Origin of the sequence: Anoxybacillus sp. LAT27, assembly GCF_022030075.1 — a bacterium.
Classification (GTDB): Bacteria; Bacillota; Bacilli; order Bacillales; family Anoxybacillaceae; genus Anoxybacillus; species Anoxybacillus kestanbolensis.
On sequence record NZ_JAIWYK010000445.1, the window covers coordinates 255651 to 275714 of the forward strand.

Sequence of the window (20064 nt, forward strand, 5' to 3'; positions counted from 1 at the left end):
TTATTATTACCCCTTTCTTATCCTTTAATAGCTCCAGCAGTAATCCCTTCCATGATCTTATTACTTAAGAAAAAGAAAAGAATTAAAATTGGTAAAACACTAATCATTAAAGTTGCTCCAATTGCTCCCCAATCTGTTGTATACTGTCCAATAAAATTTTGTATTCCGACTGTGAGCGTTTTATATTCATCTGAACTGATGAAGGTATTTACAAACACAAACTCATTCCAATTGTAAATCATATTAATAATCGTTGTTGTGACAATTACTGGAGAAGTCATCGGTAAAATGACTTGGAAAAACATTCGATGAACAGAACAACCATCCATGACAGCAGATTCCTCTAGTTCTCGCGGTAACGCATTATAAAAACCTAACAAAATCATAATTGTAATGGGTAAATTAAAACCAATATTTGTTAAAACAATTGACATCGGGTGATCAATTAACTTTACTTTCATAAAAAAGTTAAACAGAGGAATGAGAGTCGAATGGATCGGAATCATTAATCCAACCATGAACAATCCAAGCACAACATGTTTTAATTTCCAATTCATTCGTGTGATTGCAAACGTCACGAAACTAGCTAACAATACAGTAAAAACAACCGATACGGTAGTAATCCATAAACTATTAAAGAAATAGCGACCAATATCCCCTTCAACCCATACCTTCACATAATTTTCCCAACGTGGAGGAGAAGGTAAAGAGAAAAGAGGGGTATTAAATACTTCATGATTATTTTTCAAAGAGAAAAATAACAGCCAGATAAGGGGGAGGATTTGTAGACCGGCAACTGCGAATAACACCATGTAAAATAGAAACATACCAGCTTTTTTTGCATATATAATCGTTCGTTTCATCGTATGAGCACCTCTTACAACGTTAGTATTGAACTTCTTCTTCTGTATGCGTTAACTTTCGAATTAACCATGTAGCAGCAATACAAAGAATCAACAGAGAAAAAGCAATGGCGCTTCCGTATCCGAAATTGAAGCTACGAAATGCTTTTTGATACATGTAAGAGGCAATCACTTCACTCGCCCCGTTTGGTCCACCACCAGTCATTACATAAATTAAATCAAAATATTTTAAAGAACCGACCACAGCTAATACGACTGTTACTTTAATCACGCCAGCAATGAGCGGCAATTTAATTTTATATGCCAATTGCCACGGATTAGCCCCATCAATAATAGCTGCCTCAATGATAGATGACGGGATATTTTTTAAAGCAGCATAGTAAATTAGTATATAGAACCCCGCATATTGCCAAATAATAGGAATAAAAACGGAGTACAGCACAATCGAAGGATCAGCGAGCCAGTTAGGCGTATCCTCCACTCCTAAGAATGAGAGAAGTTGATTCAGCATCCCGTTGGAAGGATGATAAATTCGTAACCATAGCTGAGCAATAGCTACTGAAGAAAGCAACATCGGGATTAAATAAATTTTCCGAAGTATATTCGCTCCTTTTACTTTCCCAGCAAGAATGAGAGAAACAACTAAATAGCCACCGAGACTGAAAACAGAAAAAACAGCTAGTAGAAACGAGTGATACACACTTTTCCAAAACATATTGTCTTTTAACAGTTGTCTATAGTTGTCTAACGCAATAAACGTTCTCTCTCCTATTCCATCCCATTTCATCAAGCTATAGTATCCTGTCATAACGATTGGGATATAAACTAGTATCACAATGAGCAATAAAGCGGGTAGCACGTATAATGCAATGACTCGTTTATCAGACATTACCTTGTCCATATTTTTTCCTCCTCATCCTTTTGAGGAAAAAGGACATATTATAGCAATATGTCCTTTTTCTGTTCTACATACCTAGCGTGTGCTAGAGAGCACCTCTTGATGTTGCTTTGCGAATTGCTCTGGTGTTATACTCTCGCCAAACAGTGACTGAATTAAATTTAAGTGCGTTTGGGCAGCTTCTGGATTCATTTGCACATCAGCAAACAACGTAATATTGCTTGCGTTCGCTAATTCATTTAACACGTCAATGTACATTTGTGGCAAATCGATGTTCTCAGTATTCACTTTCGTTGCTGGAATCACGCCCGCTCTTGTTACAGAACGTTCTCCCCATTTTTCAACAAAGAATTTCACGAATTGTTTCGCTTCTTCTTTATGCTTTGAATTTTCAGAAACAAATAGGCCTACTCCTGGTCCACCAACCCAACTATCGATATTCCCTTTTCCACCTTCAACAGTTGGGAATTTAAAAAATCCTACTTTTTCTCTGAATTCTTTTGGAACATCTTCATTCGTTGTAAATTGTGGCAAATCCCATGTTCCCATTAAATACATCGCAGCCTTTTCATTTGTAAATTCTGCTTTTGCCTCATCATTCGATAAGCCGTTAAATCCTTTAATAAATGCTTTCATTTTGACTAATTGTTGAATTTCTTCAGCTGCTTGTACTAAACTCGGATCTTCAAATGTACCGCTTCCATTGATCGCATTTTTTAACGTATCTGCCCCGCCAATACGATCAGCTAAATACATATACCACATTGATCCTGTCCAACGATCTTTATTTCCTAAAGCAATTGGTGCAACTCCGTTATCTACAAGTACTTGCACAACACGCTTAAAGTCTTCATACGTTTTAGGAGCTTCTAAATTGTATGTTTCAAAAATCCCTTTGTTGTAGTAAATAGGTGTGATGTTTAACTCTAAAGGAAGGGCATATGTTTTTCCATCTAATGCATAAGGCTCTGTCGTTCCTGATACAAAGTTGTTACGTAACCCACCATCCAACAAATCGTCTAAAGGAGCAAAGAGTCCTCCTTTTGCATAAGGCTCTAGAAACCCTGCAGCCCACGTCATCCCAATATCAGGAAGTTCGTTTGAAGCCCCTAACACTTTTAATTTGTTTTTATACTGTTCGTTTTCCAAAATTTCTTGTTTTACTTTTACATTTGGATTTTGCTCTTCAAACTCTTTAATAATTTCATTTACGATTATATTATGCTGTTTAGAGCTTCCCGCTGGCCAAAGGTGCATGAAAGTAAGTGTTATCTCCTCGCCCCCTTTCTCCGTCGAGCCTTTTTCGGTCGTTTTTTCCGAACACCCTGCTAATACAAGCATAAAAATTACCATCCACACTATTGTATGCGCTTTCTTTGTCATTTTCAAAATCCCCCTTTCGTTTTCTTATTTTTAATGTAGCACGATCAATTCCTATCGGTAAGGTAACGCTTATCATTTAAAATTCCATTTTCTTTAGGTACTCTTTCCGAAAACGATATGGGGTAATTCCTTCAAATTCTTTGAATATCTTAATAAAGTACTTTGTTGTCTGATATCCTGTCATCTCACTTATTTCGGCAATCGACAAGTTCGTATTCACCAGTAAATTTTTAGCTTTTTGCAATCGACATCTCGTTACATATTCGCTAAATGTCATCTTCGTCTCTTGTTTAAATAGAGCGCTAAAGTAGCTCGGATTCAAATACACTTGCTTAGCTACATCAGTTAGACTGACATGTTTATGAAGATTTTCATGAATAAACTGAATTGCATTTTTAACTGGCGAAGAAAGTTTATCCTCCTGTACTCCTATAATGTGATGATCTATAATTTGTTCAATCTTTTTTGCTTTTTCCCGACTTTCCGATATAGCAAGTGCTTGTTGCACTGCTTCAATGAGTTTATCTTTATCTACCGGTTTAAGCAAATAGTTGACAACCCCTAACGAAATAGCTTCCTGAGCGTACGCAAACTCAGAATAAGCGGAAATGATAATGACGACAGGTGCATCCTTTTGTTCTTTTAATGTTCGAATGAGCTTTAAGCCTGTAATCTGCGGCATTCGGATATCCGTTAATAACACGTGCACTTTTTTTCTTTGCAAAATAGTAATCGCCTCTTCACCACTGCTTGCACATATAATTTCGTATTTCCCCATAGACCATAGATCCAAAACTTTTTTCATTCCTTCGCGCGCCCTTGGCTCATCGTCAACAATTAAAATCGTTCTTACATCTTTCACGAAGCTTCACCTACTTTTAGGAATTTGAAATGATACGCACGTTCCCTTCCCTGCTTCGCTCTCTATACGTAACTCTCGATCCTCACCGTAGTAAAGTTGTAGCCGTCGATTTACATTCATTAGTGCGATCCCACTCCCCTTCATCGAAGAAATTGTTCTCTTTCCTAACTTTTCTTTTAATAGACGTAATTGTTTTTCATCCATTCCATTACCGTCATCTTTGACTTGAACAAGAAGTTCCTTTCCGTCTACACATTCTTTAATAATGATCCAAACGGTTCCTATCCCTGTTTTGTTTCCAATTCCATGTAACACCGCATTTTCAACAAGGGGCTGGATGAGCAGTTTCGGAATATGAACATGTAAGCAATGATTTGAAACATCTATTTCCCAAACAAATCGTTCTCCCCATCTTGCTTTCATCACTTCCATATAACGTTGAATATGCTCCATCTCTTCACGAATTGTGACCCACTCGTCTTGAGTCGAATGGCTAATTGTATAGCGAAACAGTTCAGCCATATTTAATACAAATTTCGCTAACTCTTCCTCGTTTTTTTCAATGAGGGACCAATATAGCGTATCAAGTGTATTAAAGAGAAAGTGCGGGTTAATTTGTGCTTGCAAAGCTTTTAATTCGGCTTGGCTTCGAATTAGCTCTTTTTCATAAACAACTTGTATTAAATGGTTAATGTCATTTACCAAAGAGTTGTAAGTCTCTATTAGCTCATCAATTTCGATAGTAGATGAAATCGGGGGGCTTAATTTTAACTTCCCGTTTCTGCCGCGCTGCATAATTTTTGTTAACTTTAAAATTGGTTGCGCAACGATCGTAGATAGAAAAAAGGAAAAAATAAAAAAAATGACAAAACCAAGAGCCCCCGAAAGAATGATCGCATTTTTTAAAATATCAGTGCCTTTTATAAGCGATTCTAAAGGAGTCACGATGATTACTTTCCATTTTGTAAGGGGCGATGCTTGTTTAACGACCATGTAATTTTTTTCTTCTTTTCCACCTCCATCAAGAATAGACGCGAGGTGTGACGGTAAGTTAGAAAATATTTTTTGATTACGCTCATCGATCACTACTGTATAACTTGGATTTTCCACTTTTTGATCAGAAAGGTCGTCCAGTTGAAAGTAATCGCTATGGATCCGAACTAATAAATAGCCTCCTGGTGAAAAGGAATGATCCGTCAGTCGAACTTGACGAGCTACGACGAAAAATCGAGAAGAGGTCGGATCTTTTCCAATCCAAATCATCTTTCCACGTTGGTTTTTTATTTCCTCAACCCATTGAGAACCAACACGTTCTACTAAATTCATTTCATTAAGCGGAAATACTCGTTTATAATCGTTTGTGTACAATTCAAACGATTGAACTCCATCAAAATACGTTTGATACGAGTTTACAACCTGCATTAAATATTGTCTCTCTTCAAACATCAAGCGCTCACCTTGTATCTCCTTAGAAAACGCACGCTGAACATACATATCGGTGACAATTTGAGCGGTCAATGAATTTAATTGTTTATACAAAGATTCTAATCTCCCATTTACTTGGATAATGGTCTGTTGTATTTGTTCCTCTGCATTTTTCTTTAATAACGATGAAACAATATGAAACGTAATAATTCCCACAAACAATAACACAAGTGTCATAACAAAAATGTAAATCGTTAAAATTTGATTTCGTAACGTGTTGAATCGTGCGATTTTCTGCTTAAAGCGAATGAAGGTCATTCAATCCCCCCTATCTTTCCATAGCAATAAAACATATGTTCACAATAAACAAAATCTCTTAAAATGCGAAGATGCTTTCTCTCTTCTTGCCTTACATTATAATTTCCTTTATTTTGTTTGTCTATAAAACAAACAAAGTCAACTAGAATTTTTCATACAATTATGATACATTGATAAACAGGGTGATGAACTTGACAAAAATAACTGGAAATCCACATTTAATAAAAAAAATTAATAAGGCGCTTGTTCTCGATATGGTGAAAAGCCAAGGACCGTTATCTCGGGCGGATGTCGCACAACGCTCAGGGCTAAATAAAGGTACCGTATCTTCTCTCGTAAAAGAATTAATGGATGAAGAACTTGTATATGAAATCGGACAAGGTGAATCAAGTGGCGGTCGTCGTCCTGTCCTGTTATTGTTCAATGAGAAAGCAGGATATGCAATTGGAATTGATTTAGGCGTTCATTACATCATAGGGATATTGAATGATCTACAAGGGAATATTATCCAAGAAAAAAAGGCGACATTTCATTACAAAGATTATCCAACTGTCCTCACACTTATCAAAGAGACGATTACTGATTTATTAGAACAAATGCCAAGAAGTCGCTACGGTCTCATCGGGATTGGGATTGGTGTCCCTGGGGTTGTCGATAAAGAAGGGAAACTATTGTTTGCACCAAATTTAGAATGGGTAAATATACCTTTGAAACAAGATATCGAGGAAGCTTTCCATGTGCCTGTAATCATCGATAACGAGGCGAACGCTGGGGCATACGGTGAAAAGCGAAAAGGATCTGGAGAAAATTATAACAATGTCATCTATATTAGTGCGGGCATGGGGATCGGTGTTGGTCTCATCTTGAACGGTGAATTATATCGGGGGACAAACGGCTTTTCTGGAGAGAGCGGGCATATGACGATCGAAGTTAACGGACTGCGATGCCGTTGTGGAAATATTGGATGTTGGGAGCTCTATGCGTCCGAACAGGCACTGTTAGAAAAGGCAAGGGTGACTATGAATAATGAAACATCCCTTGAAATGTTACTACAACTGGCTGAAGGCAAGAATGGGGATGTTCTACGTTTATTTGAGCACATTGGTCACTATTTAGGCATTGGTATCAATAATTTAATTAATACGTTTAATCCGGAACAAGTCGTTATTGGTAATCGTTTATCGATGGCAAAACCTTGGATCGAGCCATCAATCAAAAAAATCATTAACCAACGAACATTACCGTATCATCGCACACATGTCGTCATTGAATTTTCTAAGTTGTCTATTTATTCAACAGCATTAGGCATTTCCTTTTTTGCTATTGAAGAATTTTTAAAAAAAGGCGAAAAGGTAGAAGTATTTCTCTAAAAATCTAAAAGGCACCCAATTTTTGAAGTGACCCCTGTCAAGTAGACAGGAATAAAAAAGCACATTTAAGCAGCCTGAGTCCTATATTCATAAGGGCTCAGGTTGTTTAATTTCTTTTGGAAACGTTCGTGGTTATAAAATTGGTGTACGGCATCCTTTACCTCTTCGGCTGTGCGAAACGAGTACAGATGGAAACACTCTGCTTTGAAATGGCTAAAAAAGTTTTCCATGCAGGCATTGTCCAAACAGTTTCCTTTTCTGGACATACTGCCCTTTATATTGTATCTTTTGAGTAGTTGGTTGTATTGACGGGATGTATATTGGAATCCTTGATCATTATGTAGGAGGAGTCCATTTACATTCCGTTTTTTTATGGCCTTTTTTAATGTATCAAGCACCAGTTTGATGTCATTTCTCGAACTAATATGGTAGGCCACAATTTCATTATTGTATAGGTCTTTAAGGGCGGACAAATAGAGCGTTTGCCCATTAAAAATCAAATATGTAATATCTGTCACCCACTTCTCGTTTGGTTTGGACGCGTGGAACTCTCTGTTTAGATGATTATCCGAAATGACATAAGGCTCTTTCTTTCCGGAATAAGGCCGTTTCTTCCGAATCACAGCCCGCATTCCCATCTCCCTCATCAGCCGTTGTACTCGTTTATGGTTGATACTTAGCTTGTATTTCCGCTTCAGCCAGACTTGGACTCTCCGATACCCATAGATGCCTTTTCGTTCTTGATAGCACTCCTCGACGCTCGTCTTCTACTTGCTTCTGAGAAGGGCGTTCCTGTCGCTTGACCCACTTATAGTATCCGCTTCGAGATACACCTGCCATCTCACATAATTGTAGAATCGAACCATGACACCCAGCCATTTCTTGAATGATGGCGAATTTCTTGTCAGCAGGTACGGCTTCCATTCCCCCTTTCACATCTCTAAGAGCTTTTTTAGCATCACGACTTCCGCCTCCAGACGCTTGATTTTCGTTTCAGGATCTTCGGGACGAGTTCTTGGTCTTCCTTTGCCTGGTCCTTTGGCCTTTCCTCGTTTTTCTTCTAGACCTTGTATGCCTTCCTGTTCATAGTGTTTCACCCATCGACGTACCATGGCATGAGCAATTCCTAATTTTCTAGCCACTGTTTTGTAGCCCATGCCTTCTTTAAAATATAAATCTACTTCTTTCTTTTTAAACTTGACATCATATGTTTTTCGTATTTTTCCCATAGAAAAATCCCCTCCATAGTAAACAGAGTAGTGGACTTTCTTTTTTCTGTCTACTATAAGGGGATCATATCATTTCTTGGATGCCTCTTTTTATTTCAATACGCGCCCCTGATGAATGGATGGACTTGCTGCTTATAAAAAGCTTTTATTTTTTCTTTTTCTTCTTGGCTAAAAGATGGAACAGTCAATGCCTTTAAGTTGTCTTCTACTTGATCTGCCGTTTTGAAACCTGGAATGACACATGTTACTTCATCGTGATCCAAAATCCAACGCAACGCAGCTCTTGTCATATTCCCTCTTCCATTCGCAATCCATTTCAATTGCTCACTGAGTTCCACACCTTTTTGAAACTCAAGCCCAGCAAACGTCTCACCAACATTAAAATGACTACCATCACGATTAAAATAACGATGATCATTCTCTGCAAATACCGTATTTTTCTTAAATTTTCCTGTTAATAACCCGCTTGCAAGGGGCAATCGAGCTAAAATTCCTACTCCCTGAGCTTTCGCTTGTGGAAGTAATCTCTCTAACGGTTTTTGTCGGAAAATATTCAAGATGACTTGCAATGCTTTCACGTTTGGATTTGTTAAACAAAACAGCCCTTCTTCCACCGTCTCAACACTCACACCATAGTAACGAATTTTACCTTCTTGTTTCAGTTTATCTAACACTTCAAATACTTGACCGTCCTTCAATATTTCAAATGGCGGGCAATGGATTTGATATAAATCAATCCGTTCTCTTTGTAAACGCTTTAAACTTCCTTCGCAGTATTCCCGCACTTTTTCTTCCGAATACGTGCGGAAATCATAAATATCTCCAGCCCGACAAAATTTTGTGGCAATATAAATATCATCTTCTTTTCCTTTTGTTGCTTTGGCTAAAAGCTCTTCACTATGACCATCTCCGTACACATCTGCAGTATCAAAAAAATTAACACCCGCATCAATTGCATATTGTAATCCTTTTAATGCGTCTGTATCATTCGTCTGTCCCCAAGCTCCGCCGATTGCCCATGTGCCAAAACTTATTTCACTTACTTCCATTTCGGTATCCCCTAAGCGTCGGTAGTTCATCTATTATTCGCCTCCTGTACATAAAACGTATATTTTGTTGTCGATGAATACAATTGTCCTGCCTGCAATATACAAGACGGAAAATGAGGATGATGAACCGCATCTGGCAACGCTTGTGTCTCTAAACAAATGCCTAAATACTTTCGAGATTGTAGACCATTCATTTTTTCGCCATGAGGGATTTGGTTCCCAGTATATACGACGACACCAACTTCATCCGTTTCAACAACTAATGTTCGCCCACTTTCACGGTCAAATAAGACAATTTCTTCATCATGATGAGTATTTAAAATAAATGGATGGTCATATCCTTGTCCGACTAAACGAATTTGCGGATCAGTTGACTCAATGGCTTCTCTCAACTTTTTCCCTTGACGTAAATCAAAAGGTGTACCTGTCACATCTTTTATTTCCCCAGTCGGTATAAAATCATGATCTAACGGTAAAAAACGGTCACTTTTCATTTTTAGTTCGTGTTGCAAAATATCTTTTTTTACGTTACCGCTCAAATTAAAGTACGTATGATTCGTTAATGTAAACGGCGTATCTTCATCAGAAATGGCTTGATAAGAAATAATTAGTTCGTTTTCATTGTTTAATGTATATGTGACTTGCACATCGACGTTCCCAGGATATCCTTCTTCCCCATCAACACTCCGATGTGAAAAACGGACACCAACTTCTTCTTTTTTCGAAAATCCTGCTGCTTGCCAAATGATGTGATGAAACCCTTTCTCTCCACCGTGCAGATGGTTTCCATTTTCATTTGCATATAATCTATACGTTTTTCCATTTAACTCAAAACAACTATTTTTTATTCTCCCGGCTACCCTTCCGATGACAGCTCCTAAATACGGACGGTTTGTCAAATACGAAGAAAAGTCATCAAAAGCTAAGACAACATTTTCATATTTTCCATTTTTATCAGGAACAAGTATACTTGTAATGATGCACCCGTAGTTTAAACAAGTAACTTCCATTCCGTGATCATTCGTAAGTGTAAATGAAAAAATCGGTTGACCATCGACTTCTGTTCGCTTCTCCTGTACAATCCTCATTTTTCTCTCTCTTCCTTCCTTGTTTCAACTAATTCGATTACCTTCCCTGTTTTCGCTGAAAGGCGGCATACATCGAGCACTTTAGCTTGTTGAATGATTTCGTCATCTGAGTAGCTTGGCTTCGTTCGATCAATGACACATTGTGAAAAATGCTCCACTTGTAAACGATATTGATCGCCTTTGACAATTTCCTCCTTCACTATTCCTTCATCCGTTTGAATGATAATTAGACCGTCACCTTGTTGTATGTCCGGCCGATAAGCTCTCGGGACAACTAATTTCCCCTTTGTGCCAATAATTTCGTACTCATTGCGAGGGAACATATTAAAACTACAGTCGAATGAGGCGTGAACACCGTTATTCATTTGGAGCCACCCACTCGTAAGTGTATCTACACCATATTGATCATCATAAGTGGAACAAACAGATAGTACAATCGGCTCCGCTTGTAACAAAAATCGAATAGAATGAACACAATAACATCCCACGTCTAGTAAACTTCCGCCACCAAATGTTTCATTCATGCGAATGTTATTTTCCCGCTCAGCAAGATAGAAAGAAAAGCTTGATCGTATACTTTTTACCTCTCCAATTTCTCCTGAAGCAATCATTTCTTTTACCCGTCTGTGTTGTGGATGAAACTGGTACATAAACGCTTCCATCCAGATTACACCGTTTTCTCGACAAGCTTTCACTACTTTTCGAACATCCTCTTCACATAAGGCAGCTGGTTTTTCACAAAGAACGTGTTTCTTATGCTCTGCTGCTTTAATTGCCCATTCCATGTGCAAGTGGTTAGGTAATGGAATATATACTACCTCAACCTCCGGATCAACGAGCAATGCCTCATAAGTATCGTATACTTTCGGAATATGAAACTGTTGTGCAACGTGCCGGACTTGCTCATTGCTACTTGCAATTGCTACGATCTTGGCATTCCCTGCCCTTTGAATGGCTGGGATCATTGTCTCCCTTGCAATACGTGCTGTACTCAAAATCCCCCATCCAACCCTCTTCAATAGCTCTCTCACCCTTTCTTCAATTAAGTATAAAACGGAAGAAACAACATTCTTTACCTTTTATTATATCAATGTTTATTTAGTTCGTTCAATAAACAAACTAAATAAATTCTCGTAAGAAAAGAAATAGCCTTCGCCAATGCGGAAGCTATTTCTTTACTGTGTAGATACAACTACTTTCCCTCACAACAAGTTTTGTTGGAACAACAATTTTTTTCGGTATTTCTCTTTTCGTTTGAATTTGTTCAACAAGCAATTCAACGGCCGTCTCGCCCATAAATTCCGTATAAACTTGCACAGTCGATAACGGTGGCTGGACAAACTTCGATGTTGGAATGTCGTTAAAGCCTACGATAGCCACTTCATTTGGTACATCAACTCCAGCTTCATGAAGCGCTCGCAACGCCCCGATCGCCATCGAATCGCTGGCGATAAAGAACGCGGTTGGGCGATTTGGGAGCTGGAGTGCTTGTTTCATTAACATATATCCATCTTCTGCAATAAAGCGTCCCGTTAATACGTATTCTGGGATGAACATACCACGCAAATATAAATATTCATAAAATGTGCGTTCGCGTTCATCTTGAATGAGTTGACCGTCATCAACATATTCGCGCCCTCCGATGTAGCCGATATGTTTATGACCGAGATCAATTAAATATTGAAGAACGCGAGCTGTCGCTTTTCGAAAATCAACAACGACAGAATCAAAGCGATCTTCATCGGGTGAATAGTCGACAAATACAAGATGGTTCGTCACCGATGTAAAGAGATGAATATGTTGTTTTCCAAATTTCCCAACCGCAATAATTCCGTCCAACCCCGTTAACCACTCTGATTCGTACGAACCGTCTTTCTTAAATAACTTAACTAACTCGATTTGACGCCGAAAACATTCTTTCTCGACACCAAGTCGGATCGCCATATAATATGGATCGTCAAGCTCTTGAGATTCCGAGTACCAGTTCACAACCCCAAAGCGAAGTCGATCTTTGGCATGTAGTTGGTTACGTTCCCTCGGCGTTTTATAGTTAAGCTCTTGCGCAATTTCAAAAATGCGCTTTCTCGTTTCGTCCGATACAGATAACGTCATATCATAATTTAATACACGCGATACAGTGGCAACGGACACCCCTGCCTTCTCTGCGATTTCTTTCAATGTAGCCATTGATGCAACCCCTTTATTTATGCTAGATTTTAACGATTTGACTATCATACGGTTTGAGGGTCAAATTGTGAAACCGTTTTTCTTGATCTGTATGGTTTAAGATGAACATGTACTCACCATCATCACATACACGTCGATACACTTCGACACCTTCGTCGCTTTCTACATGCCATATGTTATGTTTTTGCACAATTTCCTTTGCAAGGTCATTCAGCACATCGTCATCTATGCCCCCACCAATATAATAAACGTTCCCATCACCATATTCATTTTCAGTTATCGCTGCGAGCGGATAAAATGGATCATCATATCGATATAACACAGTAGCCGTTGTTGGCTCAAGCAAATCGCGCCAAACGGAACACATAGCTTTTCGATCTTTCCATCGTCCTTCACCAACGATTGGAACACGACGATAAGCAAGCGACTCCACTTCGTGAATATGCGCACCAACAAGGTCGCTCACATATGCAGGTAATATATGTTTAAAATGGATGTTGTTTTGTTTATTTTTCAATCCCGTGCGGAAAGAAAATATAATCGTCCCACCGCATCGGGCAAACGTTTTCAATTTTTCGGACAACGTTTCATCGATGATTTGTAACACTGGGACGAGGAGTACTTTATATGTTGAAAAATCACGCGACACAGGAATAACGTCAATGTTCGCATTTAAACGATAAAACGGCTCATACAATCGAAGAAGCTCCGTTGTAAAATCAAACGCCTTGCTTTGTGGCTGAAAACGCCACGACCAAATGTTGTCGTAATCATATAAGACAGCTATATCTGCTTGAATAGGCGATTGTAACACATGTTCAAATTTCGGAACATGTGAAAAAACCGATTGTACTTCTTTGTATTTTCTGCCTCGTATATTACTATGATCTACAATCCCATAACAAAATTGCTCTGCCCCTCGATCCATTCCACGCCAACTAAAATATAACATATTCGTACATCCGTGGGCGAACGCCTGATACGACCACATTTTTGCTTGATTCGGCCGCGGTAAATATCCAATCATCTCATGCCCTTGCGCTCCCATAAGTTCTTCAACAATCCAATAGTTTCTCCCAAGCAATCCGCGATTAAAATCATGGCTCATCGCAATCGCTGCCGGGGAAATCGGCTCGTCTAGCCCTCCCCATACAGGGTAGTTATCATAAGACACGAAGTCCATGAGACGAACATTTTCCTCATGATCAAACCATTTGTTAAAGAAGCCACCGGATACGTTTGTTGTCACTTGCTGATGAGAACCTTTATGTTTTCTTACAATGTTTGTCATTTCATGAGCAAAACGGTTGACAGAAAATGAACGAAAACGAGCCCAATCTAACTGCAAAGATGGATTATGCGTTGTAATTGTTTTCGATGGCATTGGAATTTCTGAAAAATCGTTGTATGTCTGTCCCCAAAAAATTGTTCCGTACGCTTCATTCAACACATCAATTTGCTTATATTTCTCTTTCAAAAATTGTTGAAATTCTCGATGGCACTGTTCACAATAACACATATCACTTCCTTCATGTCCAAATTCATTATCAATTTGCCAAGCAATAATCGCTTCTTCACCTTTGTAATGTGTCACAAGCTGCTTCGTTATATTTGCCGCATATAAGCGATATGTTGTTGAATTAAAACAATATTGTCTTCTTCCACCAAAAACACGAATACGCCCAAACTCGTCTTTAGATAAAATGTCTGGATGTTTTTTTGCTAACCAAGCGGGAAATGTCGCGGTCGGCGTACCAAACATAATTGAAAGCCCATTCTCTTTCAACTTTTTCACTACTTCATCAAAAAAAGAAAAATCAATATCTCCTTCTGTTCGTTCCATTAAGTGCCAAGAAAATTCCCCGATGCGAACGATGCCGGGGGCGAAGAAAGTATGTACTTCTTTCCCTTCTTCACCGAATAATCGAGCAAAATCACGTACTAGCTCATCCATATATTTCTCCTCCTAATCGACTGCCTTTAACACCGCCAAGCAAGATACATAATCTCCAATCATGACTGTCTCCTCTGTTTTTACCGTCCCCATGTAAAACGGTGGGATAAAGAGACCGATATGCATAAGCTCATCTCCATAGAGCACTTGCGTCTGTTTCTCCATCTTTACCTCATATTTAAACGATACATCTAATCCTTTTAAGTGAAGCCTCACGAATGGAGGACTTGGTTTAGCTAAAAGACGATAAAAGACAACAATCGCCTCCTTTTTGTCATCTGAAACAACCATCCAAGCAGCATCCGTCCCTTCGAATGGACTAAGTAAACGGTAAAACGTACCGTATTGCCAAAGCTTTCGATGTTGTTTAAAAAACAAAATTTGTTCTTTCACCTGTTGTTTTTCCTGGGCGGTTAAAGCGGTGGCATCTAATTCGTACCCAAACGCTCCAAACATAGCAACATGCGCTCTTGTTTCCAAAGGGGTCACACGCCCTGTTTGATGGTTAGGTACAGCGAATACGTGTGCACCAATTGAACTAATTGGGTAGACAAGTGATGTTCCATATTGAATTTTGATACGCTCAAATGCGTCTGTATTATCACTTGCCCATAATCAATACGCGATAGCCCAAATAAACTAGAAAGCGCAACCGGGAACGTGTACATATCTGTTGACGAAACAGCAATGAGCGGCCATAAAAAACTATTCCATTGGTACATAAATAGAAAAATAGCTGTCGCTGCAAGCGCTGGTTTCATGGACGGCAATACGATGCGAAAGAAAATACGCCATTCTCCTGCCCCGTCTATTCTTGCTGCTTCAATGAGAGCATTAGGAAATGCCAACATGTTTTGCCTCATTAAAAAAATTGCAAATGGATAAGCCAAATTCGGAAAAATTAATGCTTTATACGTATTTAACCATCCAAACGCAGCCATCATTTTAAACAATGGGATAACGGTTGCATGATATGGAATCATCATCGACAAGAGAAAAATAGCAAAAATCGTATCTCTTCCTTTGAATTCGAACTTGGCAAATGCATATGCAGCCATGGTACAAACCAATAAACTAACGCATGTGTACGTTAGCGATACAAACAGCGAGTTAAACATGACCCGACTAATTCCGATGGATTCATTTAAATTTATGACATTTTCGATTAACTTCGTTCCAGGAGTAAATGAAAGCTGTTTCGAAAACAGTTTTCCACTTTCATTCGTCGCACCGATAAACGCCCAATAAAACGGAAATAACGAAATGAGCGCCCCAATGGTCAGCGTCACGTATAAACCTATTTTTTTCATCGCTCATCCCCCGATACTTTAAACTGAATAAAGCTCAAAATAGCAATTAAAACGACAATGACATATGCGATGGTTGAGGCGTATCCAAAGTCAAAATAACGAAAACCTGTTTGATATAAATACATTCCTATCGTTAACGTCTCATCGCTCGGTCCACCTTTTGTCAACGTATATGGTTCATCAAATAATTGGAGTGTCCCAATCGTTGACAAAATTGCTGTAAATAGAATGACTGGCTTTAGTTGTGGAATGGTAATTGGAAAAAATTGCCTTACCTTGCTAGCACCATCTATACTTGCAGCTTCATATAAATCTTCAGAAATATTTTGTAGAGCAGCTAAATAAATGACCATGTTATATCCAACCCAACGCCATGTCATCGCTAAAATAAGAGATGCTTTCGCCCAAAATGGATGAGATAACCACGGAATTGCTCCGATTCCTAACCACTCTAATAGCTGATTGATCAAGCCATCGTTCATTAACATAATTGAAAAAATAATTGAATACGCCACAAGCGACGTAACAGCTGGTAAGAAAAAAGATACACGAAACGCAGCTTTCCATTTCAAGAGCGATGAATGAAGAAGAACAGCTAAAATAAGAGCCAAAAAAAGCATAAGCGGCACTTGTATAAAAAAAAACTAACTCGAAACACATATGTGCTTCGAGTTAGTTTTTTGACTCTTGGAGAGAAAAGTTACAACCCTCACATCTTTATTAAACTGTTCACAAATAATCAAAAATCATCATACATTTGGAAAGAATCCTTTATTTAATGTTTAGCCAAACGAATGACGTTCCATGATAGCTTCGATAGCTTAGTTAGCAACTTTCCATCCAGCAATCGAGCATCACCATTTCGATGAGGAACAACAGGGAACGATTGTACTGAATTTGTTTGCTTTACATTGTCACACTCCAAGACAATATGTTCAATGACACAATAATTTTCAAAATTGCGAATGTCACATTCGAGTAATAATGGTGCTTCCATATCACGGTTAACCGCAAATATCGTTACTTCCTCTTTCTCTTCATTGTAAACAGCGATTGATTCTAGGTATGGGACGTCCGTAAAATCTTTACTATCATATTTCGGGCTAGAAACGATTGGATGAAGCGCTACTCCCCTTCCGTAAATAGAAGCATGCATAAATGGGTAATAAATCGTTTGCTTCCATGCTGGACCGTTCTTTTCCGTCATGATTGGTGCAATGACATTAACTAACTGAGCTAGACAAGCAATTTTCACTCGATCTGCATGTTTCATTAGTGTAATAAGCATACAACCAACAAGAAGTGCATCCTCAAAATTATAGATATCTTCCAATAAAGGTGGAGCAATCGTCCAAGGCTCAACCCGCTTATCATTTTCATTGGAATGATACCATACGTTCCATTCATCAAACGAAAGATAGATTGTTTTCTTACTGCGCTTTTTCGCCTTCACATAATCAGCAATCGCTACAACAGATCGAATAAAATCATCCATTTCCAACGACATGGCTAAGTAATTTGCCGTATCATTATCTCGGTTTCCAAAGTACTGATGTAAGGAAATATAATCAACATGCTCGTACGTGTGATCGAGAACAGTCGCCTCCCATTCCGCAAATGTCGGCATATTTCTTCCAGAACTTCCACACGCCACAAGTTCAATTGTCGGATCCACCCATTTCATCACCTTGGCTGCTTCACAAGCAATCCTTCCATATTCAACAGCTGTCTTATGACCAATTTGCCACGGGCCATCCATTTCATTACCTAGACACCATGTTTTAATTTTATGTGGCTCTTTATAGCCATGAGAAATACGCAAATCGCTGTAATACGAGCCCGATGGGTGGTTGCAGTATTCGACCAAGTTTCGTGCCTCATCAATGCCTCGCGTGCCTAAGTTGACGGCCATATTCACTTCGGCTCCGACCATCTTTGTCCAATCAATAAATTCATTCAATCCAACCTCATTTGTTTCGATCGTCTTCCATGCCAAGTCAAGCCGTCGTGGGCGTTTTTCTTTTGGACCAATTCCATCTTCCCAGTTGTAACCAGACACAAAATTTCCACCTGGATATCGGATAATTGGCACTTGCAATGCTTTCACCAATTCAATAACATCTTGACGAAAACCATTTTCATCAGCTTCGGGATGACCCGGTTCATAAATTCCTCCATATACAGCACGACCAAGATGCTCGATAAACGAACCATAGATACGTTTGTCGATTTCAGCGACTTTGAAATCTTTCTCTATGATCATCGTTGCTGTTTTTTCAGCCATCTGTCACTCTCCCTTTCTATTTTCAAACTAAAACAACATCAATAGCTATTTTGCTTAAATCTTTGTTAATGTCCCTATCCTCTGTTAAGTCTAACCTCGGATAACCATCTATATCAAAATGTACCCTCCGAATCCCAGAAGAACGAGGAGCTTTTATCCCTGGTCTTGCATGATACACGTTCCATATAACTCCATAATCATCTGATATATAGGAATTATGTCCTGGACCATATTCACCTACAACACTCATCGAGGTAAGCAATGGATAGTTACACTTTTTCCAAGAAGTAGGATCCATTAAGTCCGAACCTTTTTCAGCCGTCAACAGCCCTATAACATATGTTTCATCTATTAATGATCCAGAATATGTTAAAAATAACCTATTGTCCCTAATTAGAGCGAATGGTCCTTCAACCACAAAGACATTGTTATTTTCCCACCCATACTCAGGTTTAGTAAGTACTGTCGGATCGCAAACTAATTTCCAAGGTTCATTTGGATCAATTTTTGCAATATAGAGCCACGCTCCAAGATCCTGTGGTATAAACTCCCTCTGAGACCAGACTACATAGTACTCCCCATTCCAGGGAATTACGGTCATATCTAAAGATATTGTCCTTCCCGCTTCGCATAAATATGTGCCATCTTTCTTTAAAACACGATATGGCCTTGACCAATCATTTGCACAAGTGGGGTTACCGCCCCTTCGTAATTTCATGACATGTGATTGTTCATAGTAAAAGCCATCCGACGTTGCACCATGAAAAATGTAAAGGTCATTACCAATAATATGAAACTCTGGTGCCCACAATAAACCTTTAATATCTTCATATGTCTCTGAATCAAGTATCAGTATTTCTTCAGCATGAACTAATCCTGGAATCGTGTCTGCTTCCCTTATATATAAGGAGTGGTTTCCATCCGCATCATTCGTAGCTATAAAATAGTACTTTCCATTCCATTTCGTGATGCATGGGTCCGCTCTGTCAATGGCGATCGGAAATGGATAACGATCTTGGTGTACTGTACCGGTTACCCTATAAACCCCAGGTCTACTCCAGTCTATATCATTTTTATTCCATTTCACTCGTTTGATGTCAGTTGTGTTATCACTATATATCGCGATTGCTTTCACATTTTCCAAATCTCTTTCGGTTTTAACAATAACTTTTTCTGGAACTTCCATTTTAATGTTGACAGGTACTGTGAGCTTACAAATTAATCTGTGGGCTATTTCTTCAGAAACTTGTATAATATTCCTAGGAACAACTCCTTGTATTTTTGGTCGCATAGACCGTAGTTGAAAGGGTTCTACAGGCTCAGGATGGGAGACATCGCGTAGTTTCAAAATGTCTCCTATAAAATTCATATAATAATTTCCTAAGTGATCATTCCATTTGATTATATAGCCCTTTTTTTCATCGTCGTAATTACAAACTACATCGTTAACAAATGCGTCTCCCTTTAAATCAAGCAAGCCAATTTCTTCATATTGTAGTAAATCAGATGATGAAAAAACGAGAACTTTTCCTTTACTTTCTTCATCATTCGTACCATCTGACTCTGTACGAACAGCCACTACCCCAAAAGTCCCGTCTGCCAGGTAAAAAATATATGGATTTTTCAAACTTTTCGCATTTAGAGAGCCATTATCATTCTCGGTTGCCCTCGCAAACAAAATTCCGAAATTGTGGTTTAACGGTTCAAAATTTTCTCCATCGTCACTATAGGCAAGATGCATGCTATAGGCTAACTTTTCAGAGTAAATGATATCTTCTTCGGGTAATCTAGTATAGCAAAGTATATAATTATTTTTTTTATTTCTTTGCACAACCATTATTATC

17 protein-coding genes and 1 pseudogene are annotated in these 20064 nt (G+C 38.6%); 1 reads left to right on the plus strand and 17 read right to left on the minus strand.

The features are described 5' to 3' along the window. Positions 1-17: 17 nt before the first annotated feature. The 5 genes from LD028_RS16820 to LD028_RS16840 form a co-directional block, all read right to left on the minus strand. Positions 18-827 carry a carbohydrate ABC transporter permease gene (locus LD028_RS16820; RefSeq protein WP_370642794.1) on the minus strand — a complete coding sequence of 270 codons (810 nt, stop codon included), beginning with the start codon at positions 825-827 and terminating at the stop codon, positions 18-20. 58 nt (positions 828-885) lie between these two features. Beyond that, on the minus strand, positions 886-1764 hold the full coding sequence (locus tag LD028_RS16825) for a carbohydrate ABC transporter permease (protein WP_032100318.1): 879 nt from the start codon (positions 1762-1764) through the stop codon (positions 886-888). A 72-nt stretch (positions 1765-1836) separates the two neighbouring features. Beyond that, on the minus strand, positions 1837-3144 hold the full coding sequence (locus LD028_RS16830) for an extracellular solute-binding protein (protein WP_237812449.1): 1308 nt from the start codon (positions 3142-3144) through the stop codon (positions 1837-1839). A 76-nt stretch (positions 3145-3220) separates the two neighbouring features. Continuing rightward, entirely contained in the window at positions 3221-4006 is a 786-nt protein-coding gene (locus LD028_RS16835) for a response regulator transcription factor (RefSeq protein ID WP_237812450.1), read from the minus strand. Positions 4007-4012: 6 nt separating this feature from the next. Further along, positions 4013-5749, minus strand: coding sequence for a sensor histidine kinase (locus LD028_RS16840; protein WP_237812451.1), 1737 nt, complete (start codon positions 5747-5749; stop codon positions 4013-4015). A gap of 185 nt (positions 5750-5934) precedes the next feature. On the opposite strand from LD028_RS16840, the gene LD028_RS16845 reads away from it, so the two are divergent. Continuing rightward, entirely contained in the window at positions 5935-7119 is a 1185-nt protein-coding gene (locus LD028_RS16845) for an ROK family protein (RefSeq protein ID WP_342754216.1), read from the plus strand. Positions 7120-7184: 65 nt separating this feature from the next. Here LD028_RS16845 and LD028_RS16850 read toward each other — a convergent pair whose 3' ends face one another. The 12 genes and pseudogenes from LD028_RS16850 to LD028_RS16905 all read right to left on the minus strand — a co-directional run bounded on the left by LD028_RS16850 (position 7185) and on the right by LD028_RS16905 (position 20057). Then, positions 7185-7847, minus strand: a complete 663-nt coding sequence (locus tag LD028_RS16850) for an IS3 family transposase (RefSeq protein WP_342754261.1) — start codon at positions 7845-7847, stop codon at positions 7185-7187. Positions 7848-8051: 204 nt separating this feature from the next. Further along, on the minus strand, positions 8052-8348 hold the full coding sequence (locus tag LD028_RS16855) for a transposase (protein ID WP_237812453.1): 297 nt from the start codon (positions 8346-8348) through the stop codon (positions 8052-8054). A 95-nt stretch (positions 8349-8443) separates the two neighbouring features. After that, positions 8444-9427 (minus strand): aldo/keto reductase, encoded by a 984-nt coding sequence (locus LD028_RS16860; protein ID WP_237812454.1) that lies wholly within the window; start codon positions 9425-9427, stop codon positions 8444-8446. After that, positions 9424-10485: an aldose epimerase family protein gene (locus LD028_RS16865; protein ID WP_237812455.1), complete on the minus strand. Its 1062-nt coding sequence runs from the start codon at positions 10483-10485 to the stop codon at positions 9424-9426. Before LD028_RS16865 ends, LD028_RS16860 begins: the two co-directional genes overlap by 4 nt. After that, a complete protein-coding gene (locus LD028_RS16870; RefSeq protein ID WP_255706768.1) occupies positions 10482-11480 on the minus strand; it encodes a Gfo/Idh/MocA family protein in 999 nt (332 codons plus the stop codon). Before LD028_RS16870 ends, LD028_RS16865 begins: the two co-directional genes overlap by 4 nt. Before the next feature lie 172 nt (positions 11481-11652). After that, on the minus strand, positions 11653-12672 hold the full coding sequence (locus LD028_RS16875; protein ID WP_003397820.1) for a LacI family DNA-binding transcriptional regulator: 1020 nt from the start codon (positions 12670-12672) through the stop codon (positions 11653-11655). 22 nt (positions 12673-12694) lie between these two features. Next, positions 12695-14626, minus strand: a complete 1932-nt coding sequence (locus tag LD028_RS16880; protein WP_237812456.1) for a beta-galactosidase — start codon at positions 14624-14626, stop codon at positions 12695-12697. A gap of 12 nt (positions 14627-14638) precedes the next feature. Next, the gene (locus LD028_RS18130) at positions 14639-15205 is read right to left on the minus strand and encodes an alpha-galactosidase (protein WP_342754262.1); all 567 of its coding nucleotides are present in this window, start codon (positions 15203-15205) and stop codon (positions 14639-14641) included. Then, the gene (locus LD028_RS16890; protein ID WP_237812457.1) at positions 15112-15936 is read right to left on the minus strand and encodes a carbohydrate ABC transporter permease; all 825 of its coding nucleotides are present in this window, start codon (positions 15934-15936) and stop codon (positions 15112-15114) included. Before LD028_RS16890 ends, LD028_RS18130 begins: the two co-directional genes overlap by 94 nt. Further along, positions 15933-16571: pseudogene (locus LD028_RS16895) on the minus strand (carbohydrate ABC transporter permease); the annotation flags it as partial. The gene LD028_RS16890 and the pseudogene LD028_RS16895, both read right to left, overlap by 4 nt. Before the next feature lie 140 nt (positions 16572-16711). After that, entirely contained in the window at positions 16712-18220 is a 1509-nt protein-coding gene (arfA, locus tag LD028_RS16900) for an arabinosylfuranosidase ArfA (RefSeq protein ID WP_237812458.1), read from the minus strand. Between the two features lie 22 nt (positions 18221-18242). After that, positions 18243-20057: a family 43 glycosylhydrolase gene (locus LD028_RS16905; protein WP_237812459.1), complete on the minus strand. Its 1815-nt coding sequence runs from the start codon at positions 20055-20057 to the stop codon at positions 18243-18245. Positions 20058-20064 lie beyond the last annotated feature (7 nt).